Annotated in this window: 16 protein-coding genes and 1 pseudogene; 7 read left to right on the top strand and 10 right to left on the bottom strand. The window is 64.6% G+C overall.

Annotation, left to right across the window (positions count from 1 at the left end; all coding sequences use genetic code 11):
* Positions 1 to 134 precede the first annotated feature (134 nt).
* From ACNUDN_RS29245 to ACNUDN_RS29230, 4 genes are all read right to left on the bottom strand, one after another.
* Positions 135 to 1,103 carry a sterol desaturase family protein gene (locus ACNUDN_RS29245; RefSeq protein ID WP_011767886.1) on the bottom strand — a complete coding sequence of 323 codons (969 nt, stop codon included), beginning with the start codon at positions 1,101 to 1,103 and terminating at the stop codon, positions 135 to 137.
* Between the two features lie 47 nt (positions 1,104 to 1,150).
* The gene (locus tag ACNUDN_RS29240) at positions 1,151 to 1,933 is read right to left on the bottom strand and encodes a helix-turn-helix domain-containing protein (RefSeq protein WP_011767885.1); all 783 of its coding nucleotides are present in this window, start codon (positions 1,931 to 1,933) and stop codon (positions 1,151 to 1,153) included.
* Positions 1,934 to 2,123: 190 nt separating this feature from the next.
* The gene (locus ACNUDN_RS29235) at positions 2,124 to 2,720 is read right to left on the bottom strand and encodes a methyltransferase family protein (RefSeq protein ID WP_011767884.1); all 597 of its coding nucleotides are present in this window, start codon (positions 2,718 to 2,720) and stop codon (positions 2,124 to 2,126) included.
* Between the two features lie 46 nt (positions 2,721 to 2,766).
* Positions 2,767 to 3,468, bottom strand: a complete 702-nt coding sequence (locus tag ACNUDN_RS29230; RefSeq protein WP_233211213.1) for an adenylate cyclase — start codon at positions 3,466 to 3,468, stop codon at positions 2,767 to 2,769.
* A 513-nt stretch (positions 3,469 to 3,981) separates the two neighbouring features.
* Between ACNUDN_RS29230 and ripB the strand changes: the two genes are divergently transcribed.
* Entirely contained in the window at positions 3,982 to 4,752 is a 771-nt protein-coding gene (gene ripB / locus ACNUDN_RS29225; protein WP_011767882.1) for an NlpC/P60 family peptidoglycan endopeptidase RipB, read from the top strand.
* 410 nt (positions 4,753 to 5,162) lie between these two features.
* Here the strand turns inward: ripB and ACNUDN_RS29220 are convergent, their stop codons facing one another.
* On the bottom strand, positions 5,163 to 5,924 hold the full coding sequence (locus ACNUDN_RS29220; protein WP_011767881.1) for a serine hydrolase: 762 nt from the start codon (positions 5,922 to 5,924) through the stop codon (positions 5,163 to 5,165).
* A 433-nt stretch (positions 5,925 to 6,357) separates the two neighbouring features.
* Between ACNUDN_RS29220 and ACNUDN_RS29215 the strand changes: the two genes are divergently transcribed.
* Positions 6,358 to 7,017 carry a DsbA family protein gene (locus tag ACNUDN_RS29215; RefSeq protein WP_011767880.1) on the top strand — a complete coding sequence of 220 codons (660 nt, stop codon included), beginning with the start codon at positions 6,358 to 6,360 and terminating at the stop codon, positions 7,015 to 7,017.
* Positions 7,018 to 7,087: 70 nt separating this feature from the next.
* Here the strand turns inward: ACNUDN_RS29215 and ACNUDN_RS29210 are convergent, their stop codons facing one another.
* From ACNUDN_RS29210 to ACNUDN_RS29200, 3 genes are all read right to left on the bottom strand, one after another.
* Positions 7,088 to 7,681 (bottom strand): DUF305 domain-containing protein, encoded by a 594-nt coding sequence (locus ACNUDN_RS29210; RefSeq protein WP_011767879.1) that lies wholly within the window; start codon positions 7,679 to 7,681, stop codon positions 7,088 to 7,090.
* Positions 7,678 to 9,603 (bottom strand): bifunctional copper resistance protein CopD/cytochrome c oxidase assembly protein, encoded by a 1,926-nt coding sequence (locus ACNUDN_RS29205; protein ID WP_011767878.1) that lies wholly within the window; start codon positions 9,601 to 9,603, stop codon positions 7,678 to 7,680. Before ACNUDN_RS29205 ends, ACNUDN_RS29210 begins: the two co-directional genes overlap by 4 nt.
* Before the next feature lie 114 nt (positions 9,604 to 9,717).
* Positions 9,718 to 10,488: a cytochrome c biogenesis CcdA family protein gene (locus ACNUDN_RS29200; protein WP_011896111.1), complete on the bottom strand. Its 771-nt coding sequence runs from the start codon at positions 10,486 to 10,488 to the stop codon at positions 9,718 to 9,720.
* 174 nt (positions 10,489 to 10,662) lie between these two features.
* Here ACNUDN_RS29200 and ACNUDN_RS29195 point away from each other — a divergent pair, with 174 nt between their 5' ends.
* The 5 genes and pseudogenes from ACNUDN_RS29195 (at position 10,663) to ACNUDN_RS29175 (ending at position 13,962) form a co-directional block, all read left to right on the top strand.
* Positions 10,663 to 11,619, top strand: coding sequence for a L,D-transpeptidase (locus ACNUDN_RS29195; protein WP_011767876.1), 957 nt, complete (start codon positions 10,663 to 10,665; stop codon positions 11,617 to 11,619).
* Positions 11,620 to 11,746: 127 nt separating this feature from the next.
* Positions 11,747 to 11,991, top strand: a pseudogene (locus ACNUDN_RS29190) (ArsR family transcriptional regulator); the annotation flags it as partial.
* Positions 11,992 to 12,480: 489 nt separating this feature from the next.
* Positions 12,481 to 12,762 carry an SHOCT domain-containing protein gene (locus ACNUDN_RS29185; protein WP_011767874.1) on the top strand — a complete coding sequence of 94 codons (282 nt, stop codon included), beginning with the start codon at positions 12,481 to 12,483 and terminating at the stop codon, positions 12,760 to 12,762.
* A 91-nt stretch (positions 12,763 to 12,853) separates the two neighbouring features.
* Positions 12,854 to 13,195, top strand: a complete 342-nt coding sequence (locus ACNUDN_RS29180) for a hypothetical protein (RefSeq protein WP_081437717.1) — start codon at positions 12,854 to 12,856, stop codon at positions 13,193 to 13,195.
* Positions 13,196 to 13,365: 170 nt separating this feature from the next.
* Positions 13,366 to 13,962, top strand: coding sequence for a hypothetical protein (locus tag ACNUDN_RS29175; protein ID WP_011767872.1), 597 nt, complete (start codon positions 13,366 to 13,368; stop codon positions 13,960 to 13,962).
* A gap of 744 nt (positions 13,963 to 14,706) precedes the next feature.
* Here the strand turns inward: ACNUDN_RS29175 and ACNUDN_RS29170 are convergent.
* Positions 14,707 to 15,318, bottom strand: a complete 612-nt coding sequence (locus ACNUDN_RS29170) for an adenylate/guanylate cyclase domain-containing protein (RefSeq protein ID WP_011896113.1) — start codon at positions 15,316 to 15,318, stop codon at positions 14,707 to 14,709.
* Positions 15,315 to 17,873 carry a heavy metal translocating P-type ATPase gene (locus ACNUDN_RS29165; RefSeq protein ID WP_419125357.1) on the bottom strand — a complete coding sequence of 853 codons (2,559 nt, stop codon included), beginning with the start codon at positions 17,871 to 17,873 and terminating at the stop codon, positions 15,315 to 15,317. The genes ACNUDN_RS29170 and ACNUDN_RS29165 overlap by 4 nt, the downstream gene beginning before the upstream one ends.
* Between the last annotated feature and the right edge of the window lie 95 nt (positions 17,874 to 17,968).

Below are 17,968 nucleotides of genomic sequence, written 5' to 3'. Positions count from 1 at the left end.
GATATGTCCGTGGAAGGGCTTGCGCAATCCTGATCAACACGGGGCCGAGTCGGAGAATCTGCAGTGCCACCGCACGTCGCCGGGGCGCTGCCAGCGAGGCAGCCTTCTTCTTGTCGCCGCACGCGATGAGCCGGTCAGCAGCGATTCTTCGAGGCCGGGTCGGGGGTCGACGTCTGAGTGGCGCCGTTCGGCGTCGTGGTGGCCTCCGACGCACACCCGCCGCGTCCAGTGAATGGGTAGATCATTTGGCGCAGATAGCTGTTGGGGTAATCAGGCTTGGCAGCCATACCCAGCTGGGTGGAATCGAATCGTCGGGCGGGGTCATAGGAGAAGGTCCGCATGAGGTGATCCCACACCAGGGTGAACAGCCCGAAGTTGACGTCACCGATGCCGGCCCATTTGAGGTGGTGGAATCGGTGGCCTTCGTTGAGGGCCAGGACGTACTTGGCGGGGCCGATGCGGTACTCGGCGTTGGAGTGTTGCAGCAGCAGTTGAATCGCGACGGCCAGGGCGAGGGCTGATGCGACATCGACGGGCAGCCCGATCAGGATCAGGGGAACGACGCCGGCGGTCATCTCCACGGTTTGGTGCAGCGGGTGTTTCATCAGGCCGTTGAGGCCGTAGAAGCGGGTGACGCTGTGGTGCACCGCGTGGAAGCGCCACAGCACGCCGACCTTGTGGCTGGCCAGATGTACCACGGTAATGCCAAAGTCGGCGACCAGGATCGCGGTAAGAACCTGCGCGACGAATGGCCAACTGTGTGGCCACAACCGGGGCGCGGGGACGATGGCCGCGAGCAGCGGGATCGCGGCGACGCTGGCCAGAATGAGGGTCTCGTTGACCGCCACGTGGATGCGGTCCCGTGTGCCATCGGCTCGATCGTGGTTCCACTCCGGGTCATACGGAATGATCCGCTCCACCAGGAACCCCGTGGCGATCGCAACCGCCAGAATCGCGACCAGCCAAAATTTTGGGGCGCCCGCGGCGGCCACGGCGATGCCCGCGCCGTTGAGGCCGATCAGCATGAACGGCACGTAGCCGTAGCGGGCCACTGCCTGGAGCGCGGTGGTGGACGTCGAAGCCGTAGGGGAAGTTGTACTCATGCCTTGATCGTCGCGGTAGCCGCCGGGCCAGGGCTTGAATGATTCGGCTAGCTGCTGGGGTCGAGGTCCCAGGACACGTGCCGACTCAGCACCGAGGGCGGCAGACCGAACATCTCGCGGGTGGTGCGAGTGAGGTGGGCACTGTCAGCGAAGCCTGCACCGTGCGCGGCGCCAGTCAGGTCGTCCCCGCCTTGGACCAGGGTGATCGCAACCCTCAGCCGTGACCACAACACGTAGCGCCACAGCGGGATTCCGACCTGCGCGGTGAACAGGTGAGTGAAGCGGCTCGCCGAAAGGCCCACCCGTGCCGCGAGTTCGGCCCCCCTCACGGGGCCGGCTGCTACAAGAGCTGGCAGCAACCGCAATGCATGATCGACCGAGGAGTGTCGCGCCGGCACATCGTGTTCGAACGTGACGGGTGATAGGTCTGCCACCAGTTCGGCGACCACTGTGGCAAGCGGTCGGCGCGCAGTAGAGGCGAGCGCCGAGCTGATGGCCCATCCGGAGTCGATCGCGCGTAGGTGCGCAGCTCGTCCCGGCGCTGATTCGGGCTCCAGGAACACCACCGTGCCGTCCTGGGCGCCGGCCCGGATTCGATGGGCCGCGTCGGCAGGCACTACCACTTTCGTGCCCGTGTGTGACGCCCCCTGCTCATCGGTGACCGTCAATGGCGTAGCCGCCGTGATGATTTGCACGGCGTGGTGAGCGTGGGTATCGGTGGCGCCGATGGATCCGGCGAACGCCAGCACTCCGGGCCGGAGGAGCGCCGCACCGCCCCATCGCGGTTGGGCGTCGTCGTCTGCGGACCTACCCGGGTGCGGGTGGCTCATCGTTCGAGGTTTCCTTGCGTCGGTGTCGTCATGATCGCCGGACGCGACTCCTGAGAAACGGGCTTCGATGGCGTGTCGCTCCACATGGAACGGGTCACCGTTGTGTGCCGTCGCTCACGACGACAACCGCGCAGCGATGTGGCTTTCACGGGCACAGGCGCCATCAAGCCGACGGTCCCCCGGCCGGTGATCATCCGATGCGCGGAACGAAGCGTCCTACGCGGCTGACGTAATCGCGGTAGCGCTCGCTGTGCGTGCGATGCAGATACGGTTCCTCCACGAAGCGGACCTGCAACTCGATCGACGTCAGCAACAGGACGAAGCCAATGAGCGCCAATGGATTTGGTGCCATCAGCGCTACGCCGGCGCCGAATACCAGCATGGCGGTGAAGATGGGGTTGCGCACCCACCCAAACATCCCACCCTCGACGAGTCGGGTGGTTTCGCCGGCGTCGACGCCGATGCGCCACGAGTCACCCATCGACTCTTGCGCCCACAATGTCGCGGCGATACCCACCACCGCCGCCACCGTCCCGAGCGCCGCAAATAAGGGGGCGTCGAGCGTGACGACAGGCGACAGCAGACCGGCTACCTGGAGCATCGGCGCGAGCGCACCCGCCACAATTGCCACCACGAAGCCGGCACCGGCAAGCCACTCTAACGACCCCGGCCGTCCATGGAAGCCACGCATACCCGTGGACCCAGTGCGGCGCCACTGCCGATAGCTACGCCACCCGAACCCCAAAACGATAAACATTCCGTAGAACACCAGTGCCGCCGTTGCCATCCTGGCCCCTCCATTCATTTCGTAACCGTTGTGTGACAAACAGTGACTACTGCGCGACCGAAGACTCGCTTGCAGATCCGGCCCGTGTGTCGAATCGGTCGGCGCAATCCGTCGAGCAGAGACGGTAGGCTCGGCCGTCACGGCTTCGGGTGACAGTGGCGGACGCGGCGGTGACATGTAGCCGGCACACCGGGTCGAAGTGCTGCTGGTGTTCCCCGCCGATGTCCACTGCGAACAGTTCCATCGGGTTGGCCATGTTTCTGACGCTCACCAGCCCGAGTGCTGCGAGGGGAAGGCCGAGATCGGCGGCGGCCGTGGCGACGTCGCGACCGATAACGATCAGCCCAGGTGCGGCGAGTGCGGCCAACCTCGCCGCGGCGTTCACAGTCGTCCCGTAGACGTCGCCGCGCCGTCTCACCACCGTTCCCGCGCTGACCCCTGCACAAAGCATCGGAAAGCCCATGGCAAGCCCCGCTGCAACGCCCAATCGGTGCAGGAAGGCCAGCGCGGCAGGCGCGTCCGCACTGGCGACCATGACGGCATCACCCATCGTCTTGATCAGCTCGTCGCCGGGCCCCAGCGCTACATTGACCATGACTGCGAAGTGGGCGGCGACGTGATCGCCGTGGATCTCGATGAGTGCCGTGTCGCCAGACATGTCGGCGAACAAGATGGCCCCACTGGTGTCGGCATGGTCGAAAGTCGTTTCAGCACTTGCATTGGCCATCATCGTCCTGAGCTGTGTCACCGTCCGCGAACCCGGTAGGCCGGGCCGTGCGGTTCGGCGCAGTGACCGTCGTCAGTGTCGCCGCTTTCGTCATGAGTTCACAATACATAGTTATATGCGCATGTGTCTATGCGTAGGTAATGCGGCGCGGTGGAGGCGAACCATGAAGGCCGGGGATGCCAACCGCTAAGCAACCGCAGTTCTCGACACCGAGCCGACATGGCTCCCGGCCCAACGCCGCTGACACCTGTTGCTGCGCAGTCCATTCGGCGCTCTTCCCTTCAACCCCGGCAACCTTCCCGCACGCATTCTTCCCCGGCCGTAGAAACGGTCTTCGTCCAGCGGTCGCCCCGCCGAAGCGAACCGCGCGGCAAATTCCACCTCTGTAATTATGTGACTGCTGTTACTGACGGGGCTAATGTGAGTTATCTTTCCTACGTAGTAGGTACGTATTTGTGCCGCGCTCACGTTCGCGATTCAGCCCGCTATTGGCGCGTGGGAGTAGCTCGCCGCGCGGCGCACCGAGGAGAAGACATGGAATCACACGCCCGGGGCAAGGGTGAAGCACCTGCCGGCGCTGACCGTTCCGACCCGGCGATCCGCATTGCGAGACTCGCTCGACGGCTCCCCGCAGTTATCGCGACCGTTATCTTGCTTTTGCTCGCATGTGCACCGGTCGCGTCGGCCCAACCTGCTGCCGGTCCCTGGGACCCCCTCCTTCCAAAGCTGCCGAGCGCAGGCGCTCCCGGTGATCCGGTCGCCATCGCGAACGCATCGCTTCAGGCCACGGCTTTGGCGACGCAGACGGCGATGAATATGGGTCGCAACTTCCTCAGCAGCCTGGGAATCGTCAGTCCTGCCGCAGATCCGTCGACGAGCGTGCGCGGAAATCGCGTTAATGGTCCCCAAGCGATCGAGTACGTCATCCGCCGAGCGGGAACACAAATCGGTGTCCCCTACTCCTGGGGTGGGGGAAGCCTCACAGGCCCAACCCGCGGCGTCGACCAGGGAGCGGACACCGTCGGCTTTGACTGTTCAGGCCTTACGCGGTTCGCCTTCGCCGGCGTCGGAGTGCTGCTGCCGCGATGGTCCGGCGACCAGTACGACGCCGGCCGAAAGGTTCCTCCCTCTCAGGCTAAACGCGGCGACCTGTTGTTCTGGGGGCCCGGCGGAAGTCAACACGAAGCGATCTACTTGGGCGGAGGACAGATGATCGAGGCGCAACGAACTGGCGTTCCCATCAAAGTCTCACCAGTGCGCCACGCTGGGATGACACCGTACGTCGTACGGATTATCGAGAGCTGACCGAGATCGCCCAATCAGCAAGCGCGCCAAGCCGTTCACCTTCGCGCGTGACCGCATCACCCGACGAGACGGTAGCCAACGCGGACGGTGCGGAGGTAGCGCAGACGGGTCGAGTCACCATCGAGCTCGCGACGAAGATTGCGACATGCACGCCGAATGCAGGCCGAGGTCCGGAATGCCAAGTCCCCCATGACGCTTCTGAAGTCGCCGGCACGTCGCTGGTTCTCCCAGACTGTCGGGTAGTGCCCGCTCAATTACGAACTCCGTCCGCGTGAGCTGTAACGAATTTCCTCGCTGGTACACCTGTCGGGCCGACAGCATCGACCACTAGGTCGTCGATTTGCCGCCGCCGCGTACCGTCGGCCGGACCGTCCCTCGTCTCGGACATCACCTAGGTCCGCTGGTGGTGACTAAGCTGGGGCAAGCAGGATTTGCGCCAGGCGGGTGGTCGTTTCCACGCCATCGTCGTAGCCGCCTTCCCCGTTGAGCGAGTTCATGATCGCCAACGTGTAGCGCTGTCGAGGGCCGGCGAAACCGACGCTATTGACGACCCAGCCGCCCTGCTCTTGAGACCACCCGTTCTTGTTGCCGGGAGTCATGGCCGCGCCCGCTCCCCAGACTCCCCATTGTTGGTTGGCATCGAGGTGTTGCATCTCCGACACGATGGCCGCGGTTTCGGCCGCAGGCAAGCTCGTGAGGGTGTAGTTCATCAGCCGGTCGAGGTCCTCGCTCGTGGCCTTCTGAAAGCCCCAGTACGGGTGCGTGCTGCTGAACCCAGGCTGCGGTTGCAGGCTAGTGAGTCCGTACGTGGCGAAATTGCGGTTGAACGCCATGTTGTCCGGTCCGCTATAGCGTTCCCAAAGCGTATCCGCAGCGCCGCTGTCCGATGAGTGCATCATGTCGGCCATGAGTTGGCGGTCGGCCGGGGTCAAGGTGATCTGGCCGGCGCGTGCCCTAGTCAACAGATCGACCACCATCGCCAGCTTGATGGTGGATGCGGTCCACATCATCGTGTTGGCCACCTCGTTGCGGTGAGTCTCTCCGGTTGTCCGGTCGCGAAGCACATAGCCCACTACGCCGGGACGGGTGGCGAGGTAGGCGTCTGCCTGCGCGACGCGCTGTCCGATCTCAGCGGCGGCCATGGGCGTCGGCGCGAAGAGCAAGACGGTCATAGCGACAAGTCCGGAGACGACGGCTTTCACGTGCGTAGCTTGTCAGCCCCACGGACATCAGGGCCGACGGCACGCCGGGTAAGCACCGGCTCCTACTATCCGCCTACGTACATGCCCGCGGATGGCAAGTGTGCCGTCACGGGCTAGGTGTCGTGACCTGACAGGTTGTTGACGGCGTGCCTGCTTGAAACAGGGAGGGTGGGGACATCATCAGAAGAGAACTAGAACCGAGAAATGAGACCGGCAGGCCAGAGCCTCGCCGCCCACAGAGCCTCGCACCGCCAACCGAGGGCATAACAGATCTACGGTCTTCCTCCGTATATAGTCGGACACGCGATGCTCAACCGCGGGCACGGTCCGAGTCGGAGCTGCGGTAGACGGCTGCTCCGGCGCATCATAGACGTTCGGTGAAACTCAAGAAGGACGCATTCGAATGGCACCTCTCACACGCATTCTGCTGACCGTCTTCGCGGTCATCACCATGATCATCGGGGTTGGCGTCTATCTCTCGGCACAGGACAAGGACACACCCGGCTCCGCGCAAGCCCAGGGTGGAGACGTCGGTCAGCTGGTCCGGGAAAACAGTCGCCGCCTCACCAACGTGCCAAATAGCGATGTCACCTTCGTCGAGTTCCTCGACTTCGAATGCGAAGCGTGCCGCGCGGCCTTCCCGATGGTCGAACAGCTGCGCGCCGAGTACGGGGACCGCGTCAACTTCGTCATCCGCTACTTCCCCATTCAGTCGCACTTCAATGCAGAGCGGGCGGCGCGTGCGGTCGAGGCGGCCGCTCAGCAGGACAAGTTCGAGCCCATGTACAAGAAGATGTATGAGACGCAAAGTGAGTGGGGCGAACAGCAAACTCCGGCGGACTCCCGATTCCGCGGGTTCGCCGCCGAACTTGGGCTGGACATGGCGGCGTTCGACGCTGCCTACAACGACCCCGCCACACTCGATCGTGTCAATGTCGATGTGGCTGACGGTAAGGCCCTCGGTGTCCAGGGCACACCGACCTTCTTCCTCGACGGAACCGAAGTGGAGTTCAGGAGCTACGACGACTTGAAGACCGCAGTCGAACAGGCCTTGAACGGATAGCCGCGGTGATTGATGGCGGCCCCAGGGCGCAGCGGTTCGACACCTCGGCACGTGGATGGCGCCATCGGCGCTAACATGCCGGCGCCGCCTCGTCGACGGCGATGCCGGGGGTCGACATCGACCGCATCACGTCGATCTCGCGTTGCTGCGAGGAAATGATTCCCTGTGCGAAGTAGGTTGCGTAGCGGCTATGTCCCGCATCGACCTCGGTACGCGCCATCTTGATCGCCCCTGCGTGGTGCGCGATCATCAGTTCCAGATACAGGCGGTTGGCTGCGGCATCACCGGCGTTCTGCAACGCCGTGAGATCCGCGGACGAGACCATGCCGCACTGGTTCGGATGATGCTGCTGCGCGGCGGCCGGGCCCACACCCCACAGCGCCAGCCAGCCCCGCATCATCTCGATCTCGGATGCCTGCCGGCTGCTGATGGACACGGCTTGAGCGGCGACCTGTGGGTCGGCGTCTGACTTCGTCACCACGAGATCGGACATCTCGATGGCCTGAGCATGGTGAGGAATCATCTGCTGGAGAAAGGCGACATCGGCGTCGTTGTGAGTGACGGCGATGTCACGCCGCGATACGGGGGCGGTGTCACTGCACGCGCTCAGCCCCAGGACCAGGGCGATGCAGGCCGTTATGCCGACGGTGCGGTACCTCGTCATGAGCCGAGGCTAGCCGTGGTCGTCATCTGCTCGATCGCAGTCGAGCGGCGGCGCGGCACGATCTGCACCGCGATCACCGCCATCACCGCCACAAGCCCGCCGGCAGCGATGACTTGGCCTCCCAACCGCTGGTCGCTCAGCAAGTCTGCATGCCAGCTCAGTTTCAAGGAGCGGTAGAAGGCGCCACCGAGAACCTCACGCATGTTCATCACCACGACCCCAGCAATGACGAACTGCGACAGCGCGAACAACAGCATCGCGATCCGGCCCCGCTTGGGCATCAACCGTGGCACCGGCTCCACACCGCCAACAGCGGTGAAGAACAGTGCTCCACTGAGCAGGAAGTACCCGATCATCAGCATGTGCGAGGCGTGTTCGCTCACGGCGGCATCGAAGACGACCTTGAGGCAGAGCCCGTAGACGCCCACCACCAGAAGCGTGAGCGCCGTCCACGGATGAGCGATGAAACGCAACAATGATGAATTCAGCGCGCTGACAAGCCATTCGCGGGGACCAGGCACCCCGTTGGGATCGACTGCCTGCAATGCCTTCAGCGCGAGGGTCACCGGTGCGCCCTGCACGAGCAACACCGGCACCACTATCGTGAGCATCAATTGAGCGACGGCGTGCATGCTGAACGTTGCCGCCATGTACATGCCGAGTCCTGATGAAGTGGCGAATAGCAAAGCGAGGCAACCGATCAGCCACGACACGGTGCGCCGCGTTGACCACGGGGCGCCGCGGCGAGACAGCCGATACACCGCAACAAGGTAGATACCGGCGATGACGAACGCCGCCGTGCCGAAGATCAGGTCGAATCGCCATTCCACGAACACCCGGGCGATCGTCGGCGGCTCGGCGAGATCGAAGCCGAGCGCAGCCTCAGCCGGAAGCGGTTCGCGCGTCGCGGGCGGCGGTGGCGTGCGACCCAACCCGACCGCCACTCCAATTGCGACGCCGAACAGGGCGGCTTCTGTGAGTGCGAGCCGAAGAAGGGGTCGGCGCGACGTCGGATCACGCTGCAGCGCAACGATCGACGTCTGTCGCTGTCGCCAGCCGATCACACCGAGGCCGACCAGCGCCGTCACCTTCGCCACGAGGAGGAGCCCGTAGCTGCTGTCCAGCATGGTTGACACGTCGATCCGGACCGCCGCGTTGACGATTCCGCTCACGGCCATCGCCGCGAAGCACCACAGCGCCAGACCCGAGAACCGCCGGGCGGCTATGTCGGTGTGGCTGCCATCTCGCAGCGTGTGCACGAGCAGCGCCAGCAATCCGCCCGCCCACAATGTCCCGGCCACCAGGTGAATGATCAGACTGTTGGTCGCGATGTCGTGTGAGCCGCCCGATGAGGAATGCCCCGTCACGGCCAGCGGCATCAACGTCATCAGGCCGCCCGCCAGTAGTGCGGGAGTCCACGACCAGCGCAGCACCGTCAGGCTCGCTACGGCGACGAACGCCGCCAGAATCGAGGTGGTGCGCCATGCCGCGCTGGTTTCGACCAGGTCGGCCGCCGACCATATGTCCAGCGGGGTGAGCTCGGTCAACGGTACCCCCGACACGTCGGAGATCGTCAGCGCCACCAACAGCGCAGCGCACACAGCCCATACCGCACAAGCGGCACCGCCCACCCTAAGCGCCCGGTAACCGTCGACGTCGAGTACTCCACTGGGCTGCGGCGGCACGAGGAACGCCGCGAACAAGAAGTGTCCGATCGCCACCACCGCAGCGATCTCTCCGGCGGCGCGCACGAACGACAGCCCGTAGGTAGTGAAGGGCCCCGGATCGCTGAGCCCGGTCACCGCAAGAACCTCAGGCAACGCTAAAGCGCCGATCGCCGCGGCGGTAACGCCCGAAATCGTTGCCACACCCAGCAACACAACCCGCACCACCCAGCGTCGGGGAGCGGCAGACGTCGCCATCACCGCCCCCACTCCGATCCCGCGATGTTTTCACCGTCACGGCTCCGGCGGTTCACGATCAGCACATGGATCCCCGGGGAGAGCGACGGCGCGGTGCGCTCGAACGCGACTGCGTCATATCGGAAGTGTGGTGTTGGTGACGAACGCATCGCGCACCCACGACACCACCTCGTTCCACAGCCCGGTCAGCAGGGCGATGCCGACCGCGACGAGGAGCACGCCGCCGAAGACCTGAATTCGCCGGGTGTTTCGGCGCAGCCAGCCCAGTGCCCGCATCGCCCGTCCGGATGCCAACGCGAATAGCACGAACGGAGCGCCCAGGCCCACACAGTAGGCGACGACGAGTGCGATTCCGCGAGCGACGTTGGGCCCCTCGGTAGCAGATGCGACAGCGATGACCCCCGTCAGCGTCGGGCCCAAACACGGGGTCCAGCCCAGCCCGAACACCGCCCCAAGTACCGGCGCACCCCACAGGGTGGACAACGACGTGGGAGTAAAGCGTGCGTCGCGTTGCAGCGCAGGGAAAAAACCCATGAACACCAGACCCATCACGATCGTGACGACTCCGCCGATGCGCTGCAACAACACTCCATTGGTGATGATCGTCGTCGTCAGACCCAGAATCGCGACGGTTCCCATGAGGAACACCGCCGTGAACCCGGCAACGAACAACCCTGCGGCCCCTGCCAACCGCAGACGTGCCCTGCCCAGCGGCTGGGCACGCGCCTGGTCATCCACGCCGACCACCGCTGCAAGGTAGGACAGATACCCGGGTACGAGAGGTACCACGCAGGGCGATGCGAACGACACCAACCCAGCCAACGCCGACACGAACACCGCGAGGAGCACGTGACCAGACGTAGCGATAGCGGTGACACCATCCACGACGTCCGACACCCTCCGCATCCACCGTGTCCGAACCTACTCATCTACCACGCAGGTCCGCACCCATGCTGCCGCACCCGACGCCACATCATCTACTATGAAACTACGTAGCAACAAATCGTCGTCAGCCGCCGCGAGCATCGGCCGGCGACCAGTGGAAGGGAGAAGGCCCGCATGCGGTGCCCGCCACCCAGGCCATTAATGGCCATGATGACGGCCGCACTAGCGGCTGTGACCGTGCTGACCGCGCCGTCGGCCTCCGCCGAGCCACAAATACCCGTGCCCACACCCGGCGACCCCCTCACGGTCCCCGACTCGACAGCGCCGAATCCCTTCCTCCCTCCGCTATCCGGCCCATTTCCCGGCCCGTCGTCAACGGCCGCCGAGGAGACACCCGCCGGCCAGAACCCAGCGCCGTACCTCGGCCCACCGGTCTTCGCTCCCCCCACGTTCAACCCGACGAACGGCTCGACGGTCGGCGTCGCCAAACCCATCATCATCAATTTCCAACGGCCGATCGCCGACCGCGCGCTGGCCGAGCGAGCCGTCCACATCTCCTCCACCCCCGCAGTCCCCGGGAAGTTCTACTGGATGAGCGCAAACCAACTCAGATGGCGGCCCATCGACTTCTGGCCCGCCAACACCACGGTCAGCATCGATGCCAGCGGCACGAAATCGAGTTTCCGCACCGGCGACTCGTTGGTGGCGACCATCGACAACGCCACCCTCCAAATGGAGGTCATGCGCAACGGCACACTCGAGAAGACGATGCCGGTATCTTTGGGGAAGCCCGGATACGAAACGCCCAACGGCACCTACTACGTGCTCGAGAAGTTCGCCGACATGGTGATGGACTCCTCCACCTACGGTGTGCCGGTCGACTCAGCTGAGGGTTACAAGCTCAAGGTCCAGGACGCGGTGCGCATCAACAACGCTGGCATCTTCGTTCACGGTGCGCCATGGTCGGTGGCTGATCAGGGTAAACGCAACGTCAGCCACGGCTGCCCTAACCTGAGCCCGGCGAATGCGCAGTGGTTCTACGACAATTTCGGCAGCGGGGACCCGGTCGTCGTCAAGAACTCCGTCGGCATCTACGACGAAAACGACGGAGCCCAGGACTGGCAGATCTGACGTCTAAGCGGGCCTAAGATTGGCCTAAGACGCCTCCGCGTCGGCGCCAGCGACACCACTAGCCGCCCGAATGGCGAGTCGATCTGCCTCGTCGATCCCGAGCGCCGGGGAACGCATGGCGCCGGCGGATCTGATCAGCGTGTCGGGCATTGCACAGTGGACTGTGTCTGCGCATCTGGCCTGCCTATTCCATGCGGCCTGATCACCGGGCGCCGGGATGGCCAGCAGATGTTCTACTCCCTGAATCGCCCAGAGCCGATGGACCTGTTCGCGTCGGCGGAATCGCTGCTGGCCGCCACCGGCAACCAGGTGGTGCTTTGCCCTGCGTGCGGAGCCAACGCGACAAAGAATGCAACGGTGACCAAGCTGTGACCGTCACCTGCGGTTGCGGGGTCAACGATGGGGCCGACATCGACAGACGGGCCGAGGAGCACGAAACCGAATATCCCTATGGCAGGTTCGCGATTCGCGTCCGTCGCGGGCGTGTTCTCGCTGCGCTGATCGCCCGGCGTCAGGTGCAGCGCCGACGGTCCTTCTCACGTTTGGAACCGGTCCAGCGCATTGCTCGCCCGGGCCGTGCTGTTGCCGCCGCCCACGGATGACCAAAGCCTTGTTTGGGTCCGGCCCTAGACTATCGCCGCGATACCGGTGGGGGTATTGTAGATTGGGGCCGAGGCAAAAGCCTGCAAGGAAAGTGATCGTTGGTCGATGCCGTTCCACGGAGCCAGGAACTTCACGGGTTTCCGCACTTTTGGCGGGCATATTGAGGCACATCGGCCCTACCGTCGGGGCACCCTGCCAGTTCATCGTGGTGCCAGGTAAGACATTTCCCGGCCAGTCAAGTGAAAGGGTTTCGCAACCATGATGTACGGCACGGACGGCTGCATGTGGGGCGGTTGGGGGTGGAGCGGCTGGATCCTCATGAGCGCGGTGATGGTGCTGTTCTCGGCCGCCCTGATCACCGCGGTCGTGCTAACCGTCCGGTATCTCGCCGGTAGCGATACAGAGCGCAACCGTGCTGATTCAGCAGCCTCATTCCGGTCCGAAGATGCTTTGGCACAACGGTTTGCGCAGGGTGACATCGACGCGGATGAGTTTCGGCGGCGAATGACGCTGCTGCGCGAAAGCCAGGAATCACGATGACTCAAGTGCCGCGGGCTCGCCGACGGCGGATCGTGCGGTGCCGGTCGACCGTGCACCTCAAGAATCGGATACAGCGAAGGAGATTGGAAGCATGACCGATACACCTGAATCGACAAGTGAACGAATCGCCGGGGCCGGAGAGCGCAGAGGGGTGAACCACGCCTTGGCGTGGAGTGGCATCGCCGCCGCAGCAGTGTTCATCGTTGCAGTTGTGTTCTTTTCCGGGTTCTTCATCGGCAGGGCCACCGACGGTTTCGGCGGTAATCGGGGGCAATGTCAAGGAACGCCCGGCATGATGGGGCCCGGCATGATGGGCCCGGGCATGATGGGACCGCAGGGCTCGTGGTCACCGGGGAACATGGGGCCTTCAGGCCCTTGGGGTCCCGGCCAGTGGCAGCCGCCGACAACCACGCCGACTACACCCCGTCCGTAGCGCACAAGAGCCTATTCACGCTGCGGTAGGAGCAATCTCAGACTGTCTCGTTAAGTCGGCGATCGTCGGGCACGAAGCCGCCAATGCCTTAAGACGGAAGCAACTTGCACCAAGCGTTCGCCGACAACGCGAATTCCCACGACATGTAGAGCACGAGGAGATCATCGGATATGACCGGAATGAGCAGGCGAGCGGCGCTGAGAATGCTGGCCACCGGTGGGGCCCTCTTCGGCCTGGGGTATGTCTTGCGCAACATTATCGACATACCTGTCAGCCGTGCCCAACCCGGGATGGGTGGCGCGACCGGTATGGATATGCGCGCTTACATGAACATGTTCATGCGGCATCAGGAGCTTCGACGCACCGTCGAAGAGATTCCCGGCGGGGTGCGCACCACCACCGAATCCGACGCCGCCGACCTCGTCGCCGAACTGCAGGCCCACGTCTCGTCGATGTATACCCACCTCGATCAGGGCAGTGAAGTCACCTGCATGAGCTCAAGCCTGCCCACCCTGTTCCGCCGTGCTGCCGATTATCAACGTCAGATCACGCTCACAGCCAGCGGCGTGGTGGTGGTCGAAACCTCCAGCGACCCCGAGCTGACCAGCGCCATTCGCGAACATGCCCGCGAAGTCACCGGATTCGTCGTCGAAGGGATGCCGGCGATGATGAGCGGAATGATGGACGGCGGGATGATGGGACCTGGCATGGGTCACGGAATGATGGGTCCCGGCATGGGTCACGGCATGATGGGACCGGGCCGCTGAACCGAAGCACGCACACCCATCAGAGACGGATCCGCCACAGGCACTGGTAGTCGCCGCAGCACGGCACAGCGGGAGAGCAAGCCAAGGCTCGTACCGAAATTGGCCTCCCCCCGCGAGTGAACGCTTACACACCGTGTCCGGGCTCCTCCGCCGCCTCGTTGCGGCCCTCCTCCTAGGCCAGCGCAGCCGATTCCCGGCGTCAAGAACAGCCAGGCGTACGCGGGGGACGGCGGGCTCGCCAGCGCGCCCCCGACCAGTCAGCGCGCGATGTGGACACTTCCCCGTACTCAGTCCCTCCACTAGTTAGTTAGTCAGTTGGTAGTACAGGACGTCGAGAAGCTGGCGGTCGTCGTGCAGAAGCTCGTGAAGGTGCTCGCCGGTCATGTCCGCTCCTAACCGGGACGGTACGTTTATGCGTCGATAGATATCGATAGGCAAGGCGTCCGATACTTGCGACGGCCCGACCGGTCTCGTCTCGCGCGAATAGTATTGATGGCGAACACCATTCGGGAGCATGTGGTGAACTTCGGCCCTTAGCAGGAGGTTGAACGAGTCGACATCGGTGCAGCCCCCCGCCCGCTCGTCGGGGACCTCAGCGTGCCCAAAGGGACCGCGACCTCACCCAAGAACGACTGAATGGACGCCGAATCCCCGTCACCAGATGATGTGCTCATATCGCCAACGCGGTCTGCGAATTGGCGTAGACAGGCCGTCGAACAGAAGTAGAACCGGTAAGTGTCCTCCTCATGCGTGATCGTCAGCGATTGTGCATCTGTCGAGACGTGCATCCGACATATCGGATCGACGTGCTCCTGGTGGCGGGTTCCGACGTCGAGGGCGAACGCTTCCACCAGCGCACCGACATTCCGCAACCGAAGCGAGCCCAACGACGTCGTCGCGAGAAGATCCGTTCCCCGAAGCGCGGAAGCGGCGTCGGCGTTGCCGACGATTTGGCCTGGCCGGGGCGACGGCGGCCAGTCTGGCTGCGGTGTTGACCGTCGACCCGAAGACGTCTCCGCGGCGCTTCACCACCGCCCCGGCACAGATGCCTGCGCGCAACAACGGAAAGCCGTCGATACGCCGGGTTTCGTCGTGGAGTCGCCGAAGGAAAGCCAACGCCGCGGCGGGGTCCGAACTGGTGATCATCACGGCATCGCCGAGGGTCTTGATCATCTCGTCGCCGGGCCCGAGGACCCTCGCGGCTATGGTGGCGAACCGGTCCGCCAGTTCGGCAGCACGATGATCACCGTGGGCCTCGGTGAACGCCGTGAACCCCGCGATGTCGACGAAGATGACCACAGTGTCGACGTCGGCATGCTCGAATTCATCTGCAGCGCTGAACGGGTCGATCGTCATGGCGTCTCTTCTGCACGCTCAACGCGCGGCGCTGCTGGGTTTATCGACTGCATCGGCATCCCGAGGAGGCGCAACGCATTGGCGACGACGATAAGAGTAGAGCCTTCGTGAATGAGCACGGCGGGACCGATGCCCAGACCAAAGACCGTCGCCGGGATGAGGACCGCGACGATTCCGAGACTGGCCCACAGATTCTGCTTGATGACGCGCGAGCAGCGGCGGCTCAGGCTCACCGCAAACGGCAACGCGCGCAGGTCGTCGGCCATTAACGCAACGTCAGCGGTCTCCAACGCCACGTCGGAGCCCGCCGCCCCCATCGCAATACCCACATTCGCGCCAGCCATCGCGGGCGCATCGTTGACACCGTCACCGACCATCCCAACGCGGCCGCCGCGTTCCCGGAGGGCGGCGATCTGAGCCACCTTGTCCTCGGGCATCAGATCGCCGCGAGCGTCGGCGACACCGACCTCGGCGGCGACGGCATCGGCCACACGCTGGTTGTCCCCCGACAGCATCACGGTGTTCGTCACGCCGAGTGCGGCAAGACGTGCTACGACCGCCGACGCCTCCGGCCGAGGAAGGTCCATCAATCCGATCGCGCCCAACCATCGGTCGCCCGCGCGGACGAGCATCGTTGTGCGCCCCGCCTGTTCGAGTCGATCCACCTCTGCCGCCAACTCAAGCGGCGGGGGCTGAGCGGCGTCGGTGAACAACTCCGTCTTGCCGATCCAGACCTCAATCCCATCGACGGACGCGACGATGCCGCGGCCGATCACCGCACGGACGTCGGACGCGCGGGGTGTCACCGCACCGGCCAGGCGCTCGCGGCCATCGCGGACGATAGCGCGGGCGAGCGGATGGTCGCTTTGCTCCTCCACGGCCACGGCGATCCTCAACAGTTCGGCGTCGTCGCTGTCTGCTGTGGCGCAGACATCGGCGATCCTGGGCCGCCCCTCGGTGAGGGTGCCGGTCTTGTCAAAGGCCAGCACATCGACCCGGCCAAGTTCCTCCAATGCGGCACCGCCCTTCATCAGGATGCCGGCCCGCGCCGCCCTCGCCACCGCCGACAACACCGCGCTGGGCGTGGCTATCGCCAGCGCACACGGACTGGCCGCCACCAGAACGGCAAGCGCCCGGTACACCGTGTCAGTAAACGGCTCGTCGACCACGAACCCGGCGAAGAGCAGCAGGACCACACCGACCAGGATCACGGGCACGAAAACGCGCTGGAACCGGTCGGTGAAGCGCTGCGTGGAGGTGGTCTTGGTTTGCGCCTCGGCCACCAGACGCACCACGCGGGCCAGGGTGGAGTCACCCGCGAGCCGGGTCACCTGAACCTCGATGGCGCCGGCACCGTTGATGGTGCCGGCGAACACCCGCGATGCCGCGTCGATGAGCTCGGGTGACGCGGCGGCTGCCGCCACGTCCGGGACCGGACTCTTGTCGACGGGGACGCTCTCCCCGGTCACCGGGGCTTGGTCGATGCTGCTGCTGCCTGCCACGACGAAGCCGTCTGCGGCCAGACGCATGTTGGGGCGCACGACGACGATGTCGCCAATGCGCAGGTCCGCAACGGATACTTCGACGGTGTCGCCTGTGCCGCCGCGCCGCACCAGCGCCGTCTTCGGGGCGAGTTCGGCGAGCGCTTCGATCGCCCGGCGAGCCCGGCCCATCGCATAGCCCTCGAGTGCGTGTCCGACGCTGAAGAGGAACAGCAGGAGCGCGCCTTCGGCGATTTCGCCGAGCGCCGCCGCACCCGCGGCAGAGACGAGCATGAGGAAGTCGATCTCAAACCGGCCCTGCCGCACACTGGCAAAGGCTTCCTGCACGGTGAAGAACGCGCCGAAGAAGAACGCCAGGCCGTAGACCACCACCTCGGCCGAGCGCGGCGTATCGGCGAAGGCAGCCAGTAACCAGCCCGTGAGCAGCAGCGAGCCCGCCAGTCCCGCGAAGACCAGTTCGGTGCGCTCGCCGAAGATCCCGCCGTGACCGTGTTGATGGTCGGCGCCGTCTTTCTCGTGCGCGACGGCGGCTTCAACCGCGGCGGCACTCCTCGACGGCGCCACCTGCGCAGCAATGACGTCTACAAGCTCTTGGGCCGTCACCGTCGCCCGCTCGAACTCCAGCTCGATGGAATCGGGTGTCGCTACTGCTGCGACCACGCCAGGCATCGTCGAGAGCGTGTCGGCGAGCGCAGTTCGTATCGCCTCGTCGTCATGAGTGCCTGTAGTCAACCAGCGAAGGTGCCCGTACGTCGACGTGATCGTGTCGGCCGCCTGCAGAGCCCGCCGCTGCACTTCTGTTGCGGACGCAGCCTCGGCGTCGTAGTGCACACACAGGCGGGGTTTGGTCGTGTCGCCATCGATGACGTGGGCCACTTCGATGATCCCGTCATCCACCAGGCCGCGCGTCAGGCGGTCAGCACAACGCTCGTCGCTACCGGGAAGCAGGTCTGTCAGGTCGAGAGCCAGGGTCCTATTCGTGGGCGTTCCGTCGTGGCCGAGCCGGCTCACCCTCTCGCCGTTGCGATCTGCCATACATGCGATAATACGCATGTGTGCATATGAACCGTCAACCCTCGTCCACGAAGTCAGCCACGTCGGCACGATGCGTCACACCGATGTCGATTGAGCGGATGCATCGACCAGAA

This window comes from Mycobacterium sp. smrl_JER01 (assembly GCF_048513595.2).
Lineage (GTDB): Bacteria > Actinomycetota > Actinomycetes > Mycobacteriales > Mycobacteriaceae > Mycobacterium.
The sequence above is the reverse complement of the archived record's forward strand: the minus strand, read 5'-3'. Positions and strand labels throughout refer to the sequence as shown.